At 38.9% G+C, this 15,753-nt stretch carries 13 protein-coding genes, 2 rRNA genes and 1 pseudogene; 14 read left to right on the forward strand and 2 right to left on the reverse strand.

The window, feature by feature from the left end; genetic code table 11:
- Nucleotides 1-189 precede the first annotated feature (189 nt).
- The 8 genes from leuC (at nt 190) to AAAY30_RS09610 (ending at nt 7,486) form a co-directional block, all read left to right on the forward strand.
- Nucleotides 190-1,455, forward strand: a complete 1,266-nt coding sequence (gene leuC, locus AAAY30_RS09575; RefSeq protein WP_337781841.1) for a 3-isopropylmalate dehydratase large subunit — start codon at nt 190-192, stop codon at nt 1,453-1,455.
- A 24-nt stretch (nt 1,456-1,479) separates the two neighbouring features.
- Nucleotides 1,480-1,959: a 3-isopropylmalate dehydratase small subunit gene (gene leuD, locus AAAY30_RS09580; RefSeq protein WP_022234314.1), complete on the forward strand. Its 480-nt coding sequence runs from the start codon at nt 1,480-1,482 to the stop codon at nt 1,957-1,959.
- Nucleotides 1,960-2,147: 188 nt separating this feature from the next.
- On the forward strand, nt 2,148-2,915 hold the full coding sequence (locus tag AAAY30_RS09585) for a nucleotidyltransferase domain-containing protein (RefSeq protein ID WP_302488123.1): 768 nt from the start codon (nt 2,148-2,150) through the stop codon (nt 2,913-2,915).
- A gap of 190 nt (nt 2,916-3,105) precedes the next feature.
- Nucleotides 3,106-3,843, forward strand: coding sequence for an elongation factor P 5-aminopentanone reductase (gene ymfI, locus AAAY30_RS09590; RefSeq protein WP_303248596.1), 738 nt, complete (start codon nt 3,106-3,108; stop codon nt 3,841-3,843).
- Between the two features lie 141 nt (nt 3,844-3,984).
- Nucleotides 3,985-5,829 carry an excinuclease ABC subunit UvrC gene (gene uvrC, locus AAAY30_RS09595; RefSeq protein ID WP_186935338.1) on the forward strand — a complete coding sequence of 615 codons (1,845 nt, stop codon included), beginning with the start codon at nt 3,985-3,987 and terminating at the stop codon, nt 5,827-5,829.
- 112 nt (nt 5,830-5,941) lie between these two features.
- Nucleotides 5,942-6,487: a 16S rRNA (guanine(966)-N(2))-methyltransferase RsmD gene (gene rsmD / locus AAAY30_RS09600; RefSeq protein ID WP_022234318.1), complete on the forward strand. Its 546-nt coding sequence runs from the start codon at nt 5,942-5,944 to the stop codon at nt 6,485-6,487.
- Complete coding sequence (gene coaD, locus AAAY30_RS09605) at nt 6,487-6,978, forward strand: pantetheine-phosphate adenylyltransferase (RefSeq protein WP_022234319.1); 492 nt, start codon at nt 6,487-6,489, stop codon at nt 6,976-6,978. Before rsmD ends, coaD begins: the two co-directional genes overlap by 1 nt.
- Before the next feature lie 40 nt (nt 6,979-7,018).
- A complete protein-coding gene (locus tag AAAY30_RS09610; protein WP_022234320.1) occupies nt 7,019-7,486 on the forward strand; it encodes an ATP synthase subunit B family protein in 468 nt (155 codons plus the stop codon).
- A gap of 123 nt (nt 7,487-7,609) precedes the next feature.
- Here AAAY30_RS09610 and rrf (AAAY30_RS09615) read toward each other — a convergent pair.
- Nucleotides 7,610-7,726: ribosomal RNA gene (rrf, locus tag AAAY30_RS09615) — 5S ribosomal RNA — on the reverse strand.
- Nucleotides 7,727-8,036: 310 nt separating this feature from the next.
- Nucleotides 8,037-8,153, reverse strand: a 5S ribosomal RNA gene (rrf, locus tag AAAY30_RS09620).
- Nucleotides 8,154-8,379: 226 nt separating this feature from the next.
- On the opposite strand from rrf (AAAY30_RS09620), the gene AAAY30_RS09625 reads away from it, so the two are divergent.
- The 6 genes and pseudogenes from AAAY30_RS09625 to AAAY30_RS09650 all read left to right on the forward strand — a co-directional run bounded on the left by AAAY30_RS09625 (nt 8,380) and on the right by AAAY30_RS09650 (nt 15,540).
- Nucleotides 8,380-9,639, forward strand: a complete 1,260-nt coding sequence (locus AAAY30_RS09625) for an ATP-binding protein (protein WP_022234321.1) — start codon at nt 8,380-8,382, stop codon at nt 9,637-9,639.
- 13 nt (nt 9,640-9,652) lie between these two features.
- Nucleotides 9,653-10,936 (forward strand): peptidoglycan-binding protein, encoded by a 1,284-nt coding sequence (locus tag AAAY30_RS09630; protein ID WP_499215794.1) that lies wholly within the window; start codon nt 9,653-9,655, stop codon nt 10,934-10,936.
- A 261-nt stretch (nt 10,937-11,197) separates the two neighbouring features.
- Nucleotides 11,198-12,265 (forward strand): histidinol-phosphate transaminase, encoded by a 1,068-nt coding sequence (hisC, locus tag AAAY30_RS09635; RefSeq protein ID WP_295025360.1) that lies wholly within the window; start codon nt 11,198-11,200, stop codon nt 12,263-12,265.
- Between the two features lie 94 nt (nt 12,266-12,359).
- Nucleotides 12,360-12,671 (forward strand): annotated as a pseudogene (locus AAAY30_RS09640) (tyrosine-protein phosphatase); the annotation flags it as partial.
- Nucleotides 12,672-12,918: 247 nt separating this feature from the next.
- Nucleotides 12,919-14,634: a glycosyltransferase family protein gene (locus tag AAAY30_RS09645; RefSeq protein WP_302190560.1), complete on the forward strand. Its 1,716-nt coding sequence runs from the start codon at nt 12,919-12,921 to the stop codon at nt 14,632-14,634.
- 24 nt (nt 14,635-14,658) lie between these two features.
- Nucleotides 14,659-15,540: a patatin-like phospholipase family protein gene (locus AAAY30_RS09650; protein ID WP_294667911.1), complete on the forward strand. Its 882-nt coding sequence runs from the start codon at nt 14,659-14,661 to the stop codon at nt 15,538-15,540.
- Nucleotides 15,541-15,753: the final 213 nt, after the last annotated feature.

The following is a 15,753-nucleotide window of genomic DNA, read 5'->3' on the forward strand; positions in this document are numbered from 1 at the left end:
ATCTTATAAAAGTTTGGTCAACCTTTTTAAAGGCTTGACCTAAATTTTAAAATTATTTGGCTAAAATTGAGTGATAAACCATATTTTAGCGACAAAGTTCTTATTTTATTTTAATTGTAGCATACTTTACAATCTTTTTGCAAGCGGTATGTAATAATGATATTAGAAAAAATATAAGGAGTGATATTTATGGGTATGACTATGTCACAGAAAATTCTTGCGGCTCACGCAGGTCTTTCAGAGGTTAAGGCAGGTCAGCTTATTGAGGCTAAACTCGATATGGTACTCGGTAACGATGTAACATCACCTGTTGCAATCAATGTTTTTGAACAGAACGGTGCAACAGCAGTATTTGATAACACTAAAATTGCTATGATTATGGACCACTTTACTCCTAATAAGGATATTAAAGCGGCTACACAGGTTAAGCAGGTAAGAACTTTTGCAGATAAATACGACATCAAAAACTACAGAGATGTAGGTCAGATGGGCATTGAGCACGCACTTTTGCCTGAACAGGGTCTTGTCGGACCGGGTTGTTTGTGCATCGGTGCAGACTCTCACACCTGTACATACGGTGCACTCGGTGCATTTTCGACAGGTGTCGGCTCAACAGATATGGCCGCAGGTATGATTAGCGGTAAGGCATGGTTCAAAGTTCCTGCCGCTATTAAATTTAATCTTGTCGGCAAGCCACAGGGATTTGTAAGCGGTAAAGATGTTATCCTCCACATTATCGGTATGATAGGTGTTGACGGTGCGCTTTACAAATCAATGGAATTTACAGGCGAGGGCGTTCAGCACCTCAACATTGATGACAGACTTTGCATTGCAAATATGGCTATTGAGGCAGGCGCTAAAAACGGTATTTTCCCTGTTGACGATGTAACCCGTGAATACTGCAACGGCAGATATCAGGGTACACCTGTTGAATATACAGCAGATGAGGACGCTGTGTACGACGAGGAATACACAATTGACCTTAGTGAAATTCGTCCTACCGTTGCTTTTCCGCATCTTCCGGAAAACACAAGAACAGTTGACGAAATCGGCGAAACAGAGGTTAAGATTGACCAGTGCGTTATCGGTTCCTGCACAAACGGCAGAATTACCGACCTTAGAGCTGCCGCAGAGGTATTCAAGGGCAGAAAGATAGCAAAGAATGTAAGATGCATTATCTTCCCGGGTACACAGGCAATCTGGTTACAGGCTATGCACGAGGGACTTTTTGATATATTTATTGAGGCAGGCGCAGTAGTTTCTACTCCGACTTGCGGCCCTTGCCTTGGCGGACATATGGGTATTCTTGCCGCAGGCGAAAAAGCTATTTCAACAACAAACCGTAACTTTGTAGGCAGAATGGGTCATGTTGACAGTGAGGTTTACCTCGCAAGCCCGGCTGTAGCTGCCGCAAGTGCTGTTAAGGGTTACATTACAGACCCTGCAAAGCTTTGATTTTTTGAAAGGTAGGTACTGATTATGAACGCTAAGGGTACAGTCCACAAGTTTGGCGACAATGTAGATACAGATGTAATTATTCCTGCTCGTTACCTCAACACAGCATCTCACAAAGAGCTTGCCGCTCACTGTATGGAGGATATTGACGCAGAATTTGTAAATAAGGTTCACGAGGGCGACATTATGGTTGCCGAAAAGAACTTTGGCTGCGGTTCTTCAAGAGAACACGCACCGATTGCAATTAAAGCAAGCGGTATTTCCTGCGTAATTGCTTCGACTTTTGCAAGAATTTTCTACCGCAACTCAATCAATATTGGTCTTCCGATTCTTGAGTGTGACGAGGCAGCAAAGGAAATCAAAGAGGGCGATGTTGTTTCCGTAAACTTTGATACAGGTGTTATCACAGACGAAACAACAGGCAAGACTTATCAGGCAGAGCCTTTCCCGGAGTTTATTCAGAACATTATTAAAAAAGGCGGACTTATTAAGTCTATTATGTAATTTATGGGCAACGAAGGCAAAACTTTGCCGCTTTTTTGCAAAATTAAAGGTTCTGTCCTAAATGTTGGAGTAGTATTAATAAATTATTTAGCTAAAGCTATGCGCTAAACCATAATTTCCAAAACTTTTGACAAAGAACCTTTTTATCGGAAATTAAAAAAGCTATACATTAACAAGATTGGTGAATTATGGTAAACGAAATTTTTGAAAAACTTTCCGCATTGCCGCAGGTAGAGGCTATTGCTCTCGGCGGTTCTCGTGCAAACGGTGTTTTTGACGAAAAATCGGATTATGATGTTTATGTGTATGTTACAGATAACATCGACAACGGTGTAAGAGAAAATATCCTTGCGCCTTACTGTTCACAAATGGAAATCGGCAATCATTATTGGGAGTTTGAAGATAATATTATACTCAAAGACGGTGTTCCTATGGACATTATATACCGTCCTATGAATAAATTCGATAAATTTATAAGCTATACTGTTTTTGAACATCACGCAAACCACGGTTATACAACTTGTTTTTGGCATAACATTATTACATCGCAGATCGTGTATGACCCAAGCGGTAAATATGCAGAACTGAAAAAGAAGTTTACCGTACCGTATCCCGAAGAACTCCGTCAAAATATTATAGATTTAAATATGAAGATGCTTTCGGGTATTTTGCCGTCATTTGACAAGCAGATAAAAAAAGCGATTGACAGAAACGATTTTGTAAGTGTAAATCACAGAACAGCCGCTTTTGTTGCAAGCTATTTTGATGTTATTTTTGCAGTGAACAGACTTACCCACCCGGGAGAAAAAAGACTTGTTCAAATTTGCAAGGAGCGCTGTGAAATTTTACCAAAGGATTTTGAAGAAAATCTTGACAAATTGCTTAAGGAAAAACCGACTGAAAAAATTATGGAAGTTATTGCCGATATGGTGAAAAACCTTAAAGAGATAATTTAGATTTAAATTTATTTTTATTTAGTTATAGTTGCCGCAATATTTAAACAAACAGCTTTGTTTTCGCTTATGCCGATTCAAAGCTGTTTTTATTTATTTCAAACCGTTGCCAAATAACCTAATCTTGTAAATGTAATTTATAGATGCTATAATTATCGTATAAATAAAACGGAGATGAAACGGAGATGAAGATTTGAAAACAGCGGTAATCACAGGAGCGTCGGGCGGTATCGGCTCGGCAACGGCGCTTGCTTTTGCAAAGGACGGATACAATGTTGTTTTGCAGTATAACAATTCACAAGACAAGGCGCTTGCGCTTGCAAAAAAGATAGAGAACGAAACTAACTCGACTGCATTACCTGTTAAAGCGGATGTTTCATCTTCGCAAGAAGTTACTTTCCTTTTTGACGAAGTTGAAAATCAGTTCGGCAATGTTGATGTGCTTGTGAATAACGCAGGAATAGCACAGCAAAAACTTTTTACGGATATAACGGATGAGGATTGGAGAAGAATGACAGGCACTAACCTTGACGGTGTTTTTTATTGTTCAAGAGAGGTACTGAAACGCTTTATGATAAAAAATCACAGCGGGGTTATACTAAATGTCAGTTCAATGTGGGGACAGGTAGGTGCGTCCTGCGAGGTGCATTACAGCGCCGCAAAGGCAGGCGTAATCGGACTTACAAAGGCGCTTGCAAAGGAAGTCGGACTTTCGGGTATTCGTGTCAATTGCATTGCACCCGGAGTTGTGATGACCGATATGATGAAATCGTTTGACGAGCAGACTGTGAATGAATTAAAAGATGAAACTCCGCTCAATATGCTCGGCGAACCTGATGATATAGCGCAGACCGCATTGTTTTTGTGCTCGGATAAGGCAAAGTTTATTACAGGACAAGTCCTCGGTGTAAACGGCGGATTTGTGATATAAATTCAGATTAACAAAGAAAATATAAAATCGGTTTTTTATACTCTGTTTTATGATTAAAGTTTGTTTATTACGGAATTTTTAATCAATCTTTTAACGCTATTATAATAAAATGTTGAAAACTTCGTTCAAAGGAGAATATCAATGAATCCCAAAATGGCAATACTTCGCAAAAGAGCTATGGCACTGCCTCTTTTGCCCGGGGTATATATTATGCATTCCGCTGACGGTGAAATTATTTACATCGGAAAGGCAAAGGCTTTGAGAAACCGTGTCAGCCAATACTTTGGTTCTCAAAACAACCACGCAGAAAAAGTGCGCCGTATGGTTGACAATGTTGACCACTTTGAATACATTATCACAGACAGCGAGTTTGAGGCGCTCATTCTTGAGTGCAGTCTGATTAAACAGCACACCCCAAAATATAATATTCTCCTTAAAGACGATAAGGGCTACAGTTACATCAAGGTCAGCGGCGACAAATGGCGCAAAATTTCTTATGTTCTCCAGAAAAATGACGATAATGCCGAATACATCGGACCGTACAAAAGCAGTTACTATGTAAAGAGCGCAGTTGAGGAGGCTAACAAAATTTTTATGCTCCCAACCTGCAATCGCAAGTTCCCGCAGGATTTTGGCAAGGGCAGACCGTGTCTTAACTATCATATCAAACTTTGTTCCGCTCCGTGCACGGGAAAGGTGAAATTTGCCGATTATAACGAAAGCGTAGAACAGGCGCTTGCGTTTTTAAAGGGAGGTTCGTCAAATTCGGTTAAAGACCTCACTAAGAAAATGGAGGAGGCGGCAGAAAATCTTGAATTTGAAAGAGCCGCAAGAATCCGTGATAAAATCAGCTCAATTAAAAAAATGGGGGACAAGCAAAAGGTTGTTGCAAACAAGGTTCTCGACGAAGATGTTATCGGCAGTTTTTCGGACGGAAAAAAGACCTGCTATCAGGTATTTCGCTTTGAGGGCGGCAGGCTTTTTGACAGAGAAAGTTTTGTTTTTGATTCGGGTGACAGTGACAGTGAAACCGAGGAATTTATCTTGCGCTACTATACTATTCGTGACGATATACCGAAAAATATTGCCATTGACAAAGATTTTGACGGATTGACCGCAATGCAGGATTGGCTGAGCGAAAAGCGTGGCAGTAAGGTGTATGTTACAGTTCCGCAAAGGGGTGAGCAGGCACAGCTTATGGCAATGTGCCGTTCAAATGCCGCCGAAGAACTTGCACAGCGCAAGGGTGCGACAGTCAAGGAATACAGTGTACTTGAAGAGCTTAAGGAATTGCTCGGACTTGAAAAAATACCGCAATACATTGAAAGCTACGATATTTCAAACCTTGCCGGTACGGAAAATGTTGCGGGTATGATTGTTTATAAAAACGGCAAGCCGTACAAGTGCGCCTATAAAAAATTTAAGATAAAGGGTTTTGAGGGACAGGACGACTACGCATCTATGGCGGAGGTTATCGGCAGACGATTTGACGAATACTATAAAGCTGAAAAGGCAGACGAGGGCTTCGGAAAACTGCCCGACCTGATTTTGCTTGACGGCGGTAAAGGTCAGGTTGCGGTAGTAAAAAAAGTTTTGCGGGAAATGAATATTGATGTGCCGCTTTTCGGCTTGGTTAAAGATGACAAACACCGTACAAGGGCGGTTACGGGTGACGGCGGAGAAATTTCTGTCAGCTCACGCAGGGCACTGTTTACTTTCCTTAGCAAAATGCAGGACGAAGTGCACCGCTTTGCAATCGGCTATCACCACAGCAGGCGAAGTAAAAATACTTTTAAAAGCTCGCTTACCGATATTGACGGCATAGGGGAGAAGAGAGCAAGGGCAATGCTTAAGTATTTCAGGACGATTGACAATATTTCAAAGGCAGATCTTGAAGAGCTTGAGGGATGTCCGCAAATGACAAAAAATGCGGCAATAGCAGTGTACAGATACTTTCATTCAAATGAAAAAACGACAGAAAATTGAATTAATAAAAATGTTGTAATTTTTGTAATAATATGTTATAATTATGTAATATTGAAGAAAATACATTCGTAATAAGTGCTTTTATGCTTTATACGAAAAAAAGGAAGATGTTATGAGGGTAATAACAGGAACGGCAAAAGGCAGGCGACTTGAAACCCTTGAGGGAGAAGATGTAAGACCTACCACCGAAAGAATAAAAGAGGCCGTATTTTCAATTATACAGTTTGAAATTATGGGGCATACATTTCTCGACCTTTTTGCAGGCTCGGGACAGATGGGTATTGAGGCAATAAGCAGAGGCGCAAGCTCGGCGTATTTTGTTGATGCATCAAAAAAATCGCTTGATGTAGTGCGAAAAAATGTTTCTGCGGTTAAATTTGACAAAGAGGCAAAGCTGTTTGCAATGGATTACCGCAGCTTTCTTTCTATGAACTCAACCGAGTTTGACATAGCGTTTTTAGACCCGCCGTACAAAAAAGGAATTTTGCAGGACGCACTTCCTATTGTGGCGGAGAATATGCGTGAAACAGGCATAATTATTGCAGAAAATCCCTTTGACGAACAAATTTCTGCAAATTACGGCGATTTTGTACTTGACAGAGAATATCGCTATGGTAAAATAAAAATAAGCACATTCAGACATAAGGATTTTTTGTAATGGAAAAAACAGTTATTTGTCCGGGCAGTTTTGATCCGGTTACGCTGGGACATATCGACATTATCAAGCGTGCCGCAAATATGTTTGACAAGGTTATAGTCGGTGTGTTTACCAACGAAAAAAAGACTCCGAGCTTTTCTGCGGAGGAGAGAATACAGTTTTTAAAGGAATCAACCGCAGGTATCGAGAATGTTGAAATAGTAAGCTACAGCGGCTTGCTTGCTCAATATTGCAAAGAGCGCAAGGTTGACGCAATAGTAAAAGGATTAAGAGCTGTGTCTGACTTTGAATATGAATTTCAGCAGGCACTCACCAATAAAAGGCTTAATCCGCAGCTTGAAACAATATTTCTGACAGCGGAGTCGGAGTCAATGTATTTAAGTTCAAGTATGGTGCGTACGGTAGCTTCTCTCGGCGGTGATATAAGCAATTTTGTTCCCGAGATGATTCATGACAGAATTGTTGAAAGACTTTATAAAAAAGAAAAGTAAACAAAGAAAAGTAAACCTTAAATAAAGGAGATAATAAATTATGAAAATTGATGATTTAATTTTAGAGCTTCAGGATATACTCGGCTCGGCTAAGTCTGTACCTTTTTCAGGCGGCAAGGTAATGGTTGACAGCGATGAGATGTACAACATTATTGAGCAGATTCAGGACGCAATGCCGTCAGAAATCAGCCAGGCAAAGAATGTAGTTGCCGACAGAAAAGCAATTCTTACAGAGGCTAAGAAAGAGGCAGAAAACATTATTCGCAATGCCGAAGAGCGCAAAAAGACAATCCTCAATCAGAACGAGCTTGTTCGTGAGGCAAAGGTTAAGGCTAAGGAAATTGTTGACGATGCAAAGGCAAAATCAAAGGAAATCCGCACAGCTACAAATGTTTACTCTGACAGCATTTTAAAGACAACAGAAGAAACACTTTCTTCACAGCTTGATATTGTAAAGAAAACAAGAGAAAAGTTTTCAGAACAGCAGAGAACGCAGAAGAAAGCATAATTCAAAATTGAATTACAGTTAAGTAAAGCCCTGTCATAATTTAAACTATGACAGGGCTGTTTTTGTTTTTAAAATTAAAAATCGCAAAAGAAAAAATCCATCTGAATCAGATGGATTTAATTATGTTGGCATTTCCCTATCTTTCCAGGCCGTCACCAGCCAAGTATTTTCGGCACCACTGAGCTTAACTTCTGTGTTCGGTATGGGAACAGGTGGACCCTCAGCGTCATCAACACCAACTGTTTAATTGTGTTCTCACAAGAGAACAGTTAATATTATACAGCATTAAATTGTATTTGTCAATACATTTTTTAAAATTTTTTATAATATGGGACGGAGTTTATTTTTGTTACTGCGGTTTTTTGAAAGTTGAGTAATTTTAGTAAATTATGTTTTAGCGAAGTGTCGGTCGACAAAACTTTTATAATTAATTGGCAAAGCAATTTGCTAAATCATAATTTACCCCAACTTTTGATAAAGAACAGCTAAACCCAAATTTACCTAAAATTTTGCAAAAGAAAAATCCACCTAAATCAGATGGATTTTGTTATGTTGGCATCTCCCTATCTTTCCGGGCCGTCACCAGCCAAGTATTTTCGGCACCACTGAGCTTAACTTCTGTGTTCGGTATGGGAACAGGTGGACCCTCAGCGTCATCAACACCAACTGTTTAATTGTGTCCTCACAAGAGAACATTTAGTATTATACAGCATTAAATTGTATTTGTCAACACTTTTTTTGAATTTTTTTAAATTATTGCAAATAAAGCAAAAAATAACAATATGCAATACATTTTTTGTTTGTTTTTCACTTTTGAAAATTAAAACAAAGTCATATTTTTTGAGGAAATATTGACTTAAAACGAAAAAAGTCGTACAATTAAGAGGAATGGAATGATGATTATGAATAAAGCAAAAGAAATTTTATTTTCGCTTTCGTCCCTCTCGATTTTCAGAGGAATTTTAAACAGAAGCGTACCAAAGGCATATTACAAATTATTAAATTCTATGGACAAAAAGCCCGAGGAGTTTTTAAACGCATACGGCGAGTTTTTCTCTCTTATCAGTGAAAGAGGCTGTAGCAATCGCCTTGCCTATGCATTTACCGAGGCTGCATTGTTTGATGAAAACTGCTTTACAAGAGCTGCGGCTGCCGGTAAGTACAACACACTTCCCGACAATCTTTTAAAAGCCGTAAAGCGTGACTGTCAGGCTATTTTAAATGCCGCTTCACTTACTTCTCAAGAGCTTATTCAGTGCTATTGCGCATCAAATGATTTGGCAACCGTTGCCGATATGGGCTATGTTGCCGAGCATCTTCCAAAATGGGAGTGCGGCGAGTGTGCAGAGAGCTTTAAGATGTTTGACGGTTCGCTTGAAAAGGTAGCTAAGTATTATAAAGAAAACGGCTGCGGTATTTTTGCCCGTTATAAGGCGTTTATTTGGCGTGACGGCGATATTCAGCCTGTTCTTCACCCCGATAAAATCGATATGGATTCATTTACAGGCTACGAAAGACAGCGTGACATCGTTGTCGGCAATACAAAATCCTTTATTGAGGGTAAGGCTTGCAATAACTGCCTGCTTTACGGCGATATGGGTACAGGTAAAAGTTCTACCGTTAAAGCCATTGCAAATGAATTCCGCAAAGACGGCTTGAGAATTGTTGAAATTCCAAAGGAAAGACTTATCGACTTCCCGATTCTGGTTGATAAGATTGCAACTCTGCCTATGAAGTTTATCATATTTATTGATGACCTTTCTTTCCAAAAGCAGGATCAGAGTTACACAACATTGAAAGCGGTGCTTGAGGGCGGTATTGCGGCTCGTCCTGACAATGCGCTTATTTATGCGACATCTAACCGTCGTCATCTTGTTAAGGAGAGCTTTGCCGACCGTACGGATGATGATATCAACACCCGTGATAATATGCAGGAAACACTCTCGCTTTCAGACCGTTTCGGTTTGTCGGTATGTTATTCTGCTCCGTCAAAGAAAGAATTTCTTGACATTGTTTTTGCTCTTGCCAAAGAAAACGGAGTTAATCTTACAGAAGAAGAGCTTGAGGCAGGCGCAGAGCGTTTTGCACTTTCAAGAGGCGGTCGTTCACCGAGATGTGCAAAGCATTATATTGAATCTCTATTTGCTAAATAAACGGAGGTAAATAATGAAGAAAATTGTTTCAGTATTCCTTGCGTCGGCACTTGCTGTTTCAGCTTGTGCGGGACTTGCGGGCTGCAGCGGCGACAATAAAAACTATCCTGTGTCTGTTGCGGATATTACTATAGAAACCGAGCCAAAAGATATCGTTGTACTTTCTGACGAAACGGCAGACATTATTTCTTATTTAGGTTATGCCAAGAAAATGGTAGGCAGAAGTGACGAGGTTACTCAAAACTTTTTATCGGTGGCACCGAGTGTGGGTTCAGCTGCAAATCCTGATGTTGAAAAAATCAAATCGTATGCAACCGATATTGTTTTTGCAGATGACACACTTGACGAAAATGCAAAGAAAGAGCTTACCAACGCAGGTATTATGGTGCTAAATGTTGCTTCACCCGAAACCACAACAGAGCTTGAAACCGTGTATCTTACTCTCGGAAAGATTCTTGGCGGTTCTGTTGACGGAGCAAAAACAGGTGAAGATTCTTATAAAGATTTAATTGACACCATGAAAACTTACAAAGCCGAAGTCAACAGCAATGTTTCCAAAACAATTTGCTATTTGTACCTTGAGGGAGATAAGCTCCATACTCTCCACAGCGGAACATACGGCGATATGCTTTTGGGATACACAGGTGCGGTAAATGCCGCTGTAAATGTATCCGAAAGCGAGATTGACACAAAAATTTTAAAGATTGCAAATCCGGATTATATATTGTATGACGATGACGCAACTTTGCAGTTTATCAAGAATGACTCTGACCTTAAGGGATTAAAAGCTGTTAAGAATAAACAAACTCTTATGATTTCACAGGAAGAAATCAGCAGAATGGGTACAACTTCACTTTTTACATTGAATAAGATTATGAACTTTATGTATCCCGACAGACTTAAGAAAAATACGGACGCAACCTCCGAATCGGTTGTTCCGTCAGCCGTTGAGGGTGCAACAACAGCTACAAAATCGGCATCAAATACACAGACAACCACGCAGGCTGCAACAACTGCCGCAAATGCAAACGGTTCGGTTGAAAGCCAATACAAAATAAAGGTAAGCGGTCTTTCACTTAAACTTGACGATGAAAACGATAATGTAAAGGCTATGCAGCAGCGTTTGTTTGACCTCGGTTACATTACAGATAAGGATAATGTGACGGGTTATTACGGCAAAGTTACTCAAAAGGCTGTAAAAGATTTCCAAAAAGCGAGCGGACTTAAACAGTCAGGCACAGCAGATAATAAAACTCTTACAGCACTCTTTAAGAGTGACGCCAAGGCAAAGGCTTAACGCTTTTTCGCTGTTTACAATGTACACAGTTAATTACAGGTCACGATTTTTCGTGACCTGTTTTGGAATTTAAGAAAAATTTTGTGGTTCTTTATCAAAAGTTGGGATAAATTATAGCTTAGCGCACGGGTTAAGCGAAATAATTTAAAAATTCAGGTCAAGCCTTTTTAGGCTGACAAACTTTTTTCGGGGCGGATAATCCGTTGATTTCAAAGATTATTGCCCGATTGTTAAAAAATATTTATAAAAGGAGAAATCAAAATGCAGGGAAAATGGAGAGAAAATCTTATAAAAATAAAACCGTATGTAGCAGGTGAACAGTCAAACGATAAGGATATGATTAAACTTAACGCAAACGAAAATCCCTATCCGCCGTCACCGCAGGTTAAAAAAGTTTTTGAAAAATACGCACAGAACAGTGAGGGGCTAAAAAAATATCCTAATTCGGATTCGGTAATTTTAAAAGATGCCATTGCTCAAAGATATAATGTAAACAGAAATAATGTATTTGTCGGCAACGGCTCGGATGATGTAATAGCATTGTCTTTTATGGCTTTCTTTAATTCTGATAAGCCGATTTTATATCCTGATATTACCTATTCTTTTTATCCTGTATGGTGTTCGCTTATAAAAATTCCGTACAAGACAATCCCTGTTGACGAAAATTTTGAAATTCACGCCGAAGATTACTATACGGAGAACGGCGGTATTATTATTCCTAACCCGAATGCGCCGACGAGCATTTGCAAACCGCTTGACTTTGTAATCAACATTGTTGAGCATAATCCCGACAGCGTTGTTATTATTGACGAGGCTTATGTTGACTTTGGCGGAGAGTCTGCCGTTGAGCTTACAAAGAAGTACGAAAATCTCCTTGTTACCCAAACTTTTTCAAAATCACGCTCACTCGCAGGTATGCGTATCGGCTTTGCAATCGGCAGTGAAGAGTTGATTGCTACGCTTGAAACCGTTAAAAATTCATACAATTCATATGTTATGGACAGCATTGCACTTGAGGTCGGTACTGCGTCTGTGAATGACGAGGAATACTTTAAGGAATGTGTTAATAAGGTTATCGCTACAAGAGAGAGGGTAAGGGATGAACTCATTGCGCTTGGCTTTGATGTAAAAAAGAGCGCAACAAACTTTCTTTTTGCCACTCATAAAGAATATTCCGCAAAAGAAATATTTGAATATCTGAAAACCAAGAAAATTTTTATCAGATATTTTAATGTTCCGAGAATTGATAACTACTTAAGAATTTCTATAGGTAGAGATGAAGAAATGGATAAGATGATTGCGGCAATGAAAGAGTTTTTTAATAAATAAAAAGTGCAAGTTAGAAACCGATAATTTATTTAAATATTATTCTATGCCTGTTACGGGCGGAGATATTGTTTAGAAAAGCGTTGATGATGTATCGAAATCTTATATTAATATGCTTGACAGTCAAATGTACAGAATAATTGATTTGATTTGCAACGCAAAGTCCAATGTACTGTATTTTTGTAATGCCGGAAAAGACAGGACAGGTGTTGTATCGGCAATTTTGCTTTTAAAATTTAGTATGGATTTAGATTATATAGCGAATGATTATATGCAGTCTAAATCAAATTTAAAAGAAGCGCTTAATGCATATGTCGAACAATATACTGATGTTGACATTGAAATTATTACTCCGCAGGAAAGGTATATAAGAGAATTTATTAAGTATTTTTTGAAAAACGGGATTTAACCGATAAAATAAAAACATCTGTGTCGGCTTGATTTTTATACAAAATAATTTTTTCTTTGTAACACAAAAGTCACATTCGTTCGTTAAAATAAATAATGGTACATTGTTTTTGCTCTTGTTTAGCTAAAGCACAGTAAATATTTGAAAAATTACATATAAAAACCAATGTTTTGTATGTTTACTATATTGTAAAATTTTGGTATAATATTTTTTAAAATTCAGAACGGATAAAAATATGAGGTAATATATGAATATTTCAGACAAAAAATCAAGAATTTTTCTTGCTGTTGTCATAGTTTTAAGCCTTGCGCTAAGCACTGTTTTTATGATGAACAAACAGGGCTATCACGAGGATGAGCTTTTGACATATAATCTTGCAAATTCGGCTAATACACTCAAAACTGACGGTGAATGGAACAGCGGTGCCGATTTTATCGACTATCTTTCCGTATCGGACGGTGACCGCTTTAATTATGAACAGGTTTATGAAAATCAAATAATTGACGCTTCTCATCCGCCTTTTTACTACGGACTTGTGCATACTGTATGCTCGCTGTTTCCAAATCAATTCTCAAGATATTTTGCGTTTTCGATAAATGTTCTTGCAATGGCAGGCATTTTGATTATGCTGTTTAAAATCGTAAAGAGAATTACCAAAAATAATCTCTATGCTCTCATAGCGACAGGCGCTTTTGCGTTCAGTATTGCCTGTACTACAATGACTATTTATTTGAGAATGTACGCAACGCTTACATTTTTTGTGCTTTCAATGATTTATATGAACCTAAAAATCTTTGAGAGAAAGAATACCGCAAAATTTACCGATTTCTTGATTTTAGGGCTTATAACATTGCTTGGCACGCTTACGCAGTATTACTTCATCTTATTTGAGGGACTTACAGGTCTTATTATGCTTGTGTTCCAAATTAAGGAAAGAAACATAAAGGATTTAATAAAGTACATAATTACTGCTGTTCTCGGCAGTGCGGCGGCACTTTGTATTTATCCGTACATTATTACGAATGTGCTCGGCGGCAACCGTGGTTTCGGTTCGCTTAGCATTTCAATTGACCCGATTACCGTTGTTACTTATTTTGCGTATAAAATCGGCACATACATTCAGGTGCTTGCCAAAGATGTGTTCTTAAATCAAATATGGCTGCTTGCTCTCTGCAGTATTGCTCTTATCGGTTTTTGGATTTACCTGCGCTTTTTCAGAAAGGAAAAACTTTCTCGTACCGCATTTATGGCTTTTGTTCCGTCACTTGTTTATTTTGTGGCAATTTCGCTTGTTTCTCCGTTTAACAGCGACCGCTACATTATGGCGTCTTTGCCGATGCTTGTAACTGTATTTGTGCTTGCACTTATTAAATTTACAAGAGTTACGGGCAAAAAATGGCTCACAACAGCCGTACCGATTTGCCTTGCGGTTACCTGTGCAATCGGATATATCACTGTAAAGCCGTACTATATGTACGGTGTAAAGACGGAGCTTTACACTCCGCAGACTTCTAAATGCGTATTTGTCGGCACTGCAATGCTTGAGTGGAACAAGAGCATTGACAAGCTTGCAAATTACGATGAAACTATGATTGTTCAGACGGCTGATTTTTCTCCTGCTCTTGCAAATGAGCTTGAGAATTTTGCAGAGAAGAGGGGAGTAATTACCAACGGAAAGATTACCGAGTTTATGGACGGTTATATGAATAACGGCAGTGAAAAGGAAAAGACCGACAGTATGCAGGCTATCAAAACGGATTTAAAACTTGCGAATGAGAATGAAATTACAGTTTACATTTCAAGACTTGCCGACAAAGACAAGGTAATTAAGTATATTACAGAGAATACAAAATTCAAGAATTATGACTTGATTTCAAAGGATTACAGCTTTGACGAGTTTTACAATTGGTACGATTACTTTGTGGAAACCGAATCTTATTGTAATGTGTACAAATTTTATTAATAAAGATAAGGATTGCGAAAAATTATGAAAGACAGAAAAGATGCGATTGGATTTGTTTTTTCAGGCGGCGGATTGCAGGGTATTGCGCACATCGGTGCGGTAACCGCTTTATATGAACTTGGTATAAGACCCGAATATGTTTCGGGAACAAGCTCGGGTTCTATTATGGCAATGTTGGTTGCTATGGGGCTTGAACCGAAAGAAATGCACGAGGTAGCAAAAAAATATTGGAAAATTCTTGCCGAAATTGACAACGGACTTATATTCAAGGCACTTGCGCAGTTTATCGTTTATAAAAAAATTCAGAAAAACGGCATAAAAAACGGCGAAATAATTTCTGATGTTGTAAAAGAAGTGCTTGCCTCAAAGGGACTTGAAAATGATTTTAAGTCTTTGCCGATTAATCTTTCTGTCTGTACCGTTGACACAATGACAACAGACGAATGTATTTTTACAACCTATGACGAACACCTTGAGAGAGAACATATACACTATCTTACAGATGTTCCGCTCGATGTTGCGGTAAGAGCGAGTATGTCGTTTCCTGCAATTTACACAACCTGCCCGTATAAAGAATATGACTTTGTTGACGGCGGTTCAAAGGATAACCTGCCTGTAAGAGTGTTAAAGGATATGGGCGTAGGCAAGGTGCTTGCAATCGGATTTGATATTTTGCAGTATAAACCGGACGCAGGTCTTGACGGACTTATTAAGGTTATATGGCGTGCTCTCGATGTGTATTCAATTGACAGTACAAGAGAGTCAATGAAGCTTGCCGACCTCGCCGTGCAGATAAAGAATGAAAATACCGCCCTTTTTTCTATCGACAGTGTTGACGATACTATTCAAGAGGGGTATGATGCAATTATGGCTCATAAGGACGAGATTTTAAAAGTTTTTGGATAAATTAAACGGCTGTTGCGATTTAAGCAACAGCCGTAATTTTTATCTTGTTATCAGATTTTTTATTAAGTTGGGGTGAATTATGGTTTAACGGAGTGTCGGTCGGGCATTGAAATTTAGCTAACGCTAAATTATCCTCCTAAAAACAAAAAAAGTTTACGCAATTTTTTCAAAAATTGCGGGTTTGGGCAGCGCCCATAAAAATCTTCCGGATCG

The organism is Ruminococcoides bili (assembly GCF_040093295.1).
In the GTDB taxonomy this organism is placed as follows: domain Bacteria; phylum Bacillota; class Clostridia; order Oscillospirales; family Acutalibacteraceae; genus Ruminococcoides; species Ruminococcoides intestinale_A.

What these genes read in the sequence shown, in the direction of transcription:
- leuC (WP_337781841.1), top strand. Translation starts at nt 190, where the DNA reads ATGGGTATGACTATGTCACAGAAAATTCTTGCGGCTCACGCAGGTCTT.
- leuD (WP_022234314.1), top strand. Translation starts at nt 1,480, where the DNA reads ATGAACGCTAAGGGTACAGTCCACAAGTTTGGCGACAATGTAGATACA.
- AAAY30_RS09585 (WP_302488123.1), top strand. Translation starts at nt 2,148, where the DNA reads ATGGTAAACGAAATTTTTGAAAAACTTTCCGCATTGCCGCAGGTAGAG.
- uvrC (WP_186935338.1), top strand. Translation starts at nt 3,985, where the DNA reads ATGAATCCCAAAATGGCAATACTTCGCAAAAGAGCTATGGCACTGCCT.
- rsmD (WP_022234318.1), top strand. Translation starts at nt 5,942, where the DNA reads ATGAGGGTAATAACAGGAACGGCAAAAGGCAGGCGACTTGAAACCCTT.
- coaD (WP_022234319.1), top strand. Translation starts at nt 6,487, where the DNA reads ATGGAAAAAACAGTTATTTGTCCGGGCAGTTTTGATCCGGTTACGCTG.
- AAAY30_RS09610 (WP_022234320.1), top strand. Translation starts at nt 7,019, where the DNA reads ATGAAAATTGATGATTTAATTTTAGAGCTTCAGGATATACTCGGCTCG.
- AAAY30_RS09625 (WP_022234321.1), top strand. Translation starts at nt 8,380, where the DNA reads ATGATGATTATGAATAAAGCAAAAGAAATTTTATTTTCGCTTTCGTCC.
- AAAY30_RS09630 (WP_499215794.1), top strand. Translation starts at nt 9,653, where the DNA reads ATGAAGAAAATTGTTTCAGTATTCCTTGCGTCGGCACTTGCTGTTTCA.
- hisC (WP_295025360.1), top strand. Translation starts at nt 11,198, where the DNA reads ATGCAGGGAAAATGGAGAGAAAATCTTATAAAAATAAAACCGTATGTA.
- AAAY30_RS09645 (WP_302190560.1), top strand. Translation starts at nt 12,919, where the DNA reads ATGAATATTTCAGACAAAAAATCAAGAATTTTTCTTGCTGTTGTCATA.
- AAAY30_RS09650 (WP_294667911.1), top strand. Translation starts at nt 14,659, where the DNA reads ATGAAAGACAGAAAAGATGCGATTGGATTTGTTTTTTCAGGCGGCGGA.